Source organism: Salmonella sp. SAL4457, assembly GCF_046548235.1.
GTDB classification, from domain to species: domain Bacteria; phylum Pseudomonadota; class Gammaproteobacteria; order Enterobacterales; family Enterobacteriaceae; genus Salmonella; species Salmonella enterica.
In genome coordinates, this window is record NZ_JBGDZO010001154.1 from 1 (window position 1) to 244 (window position 244).

The 244-nt window shown below is 61.1% G+C and carries 1 pseudogene; it reads left to right on the top strand.

Annotated features, from left to right (window positions below):
* A pseudogene (locus ACLJNW_RS27785) lies at positions 1-125 on the top strand (DUF945 domain-containing protein); the annotation flags it as partial.
* Between the last annotated feature and the right edge of the window lie 119 nt (positions 126-244).

Consider the following 244-nt stretch of genomic DNA (forward strand, 5'->3'; position numbering starts at 1 on the left):
TGCCAGGACGTACTGCCAAAGGCAAACGCAGCCATACCCGCGCGGTGAAAGGCATCGACGGCGACGTTAAGCTCAACCGGGCACTCTGGGTGATGGCAGAAAAACTGCAGCAGGCTCTGAGCTGATGCCACCGCTGCCTGATAACGCCCACCCGGTCGCCATTTATCCTGCCCCCTGGAGAACAACCCCGGCAGCCGCCCCATCTCCGATGACGACCTGTGCGCCTGTGCTCACACCTTCTTTA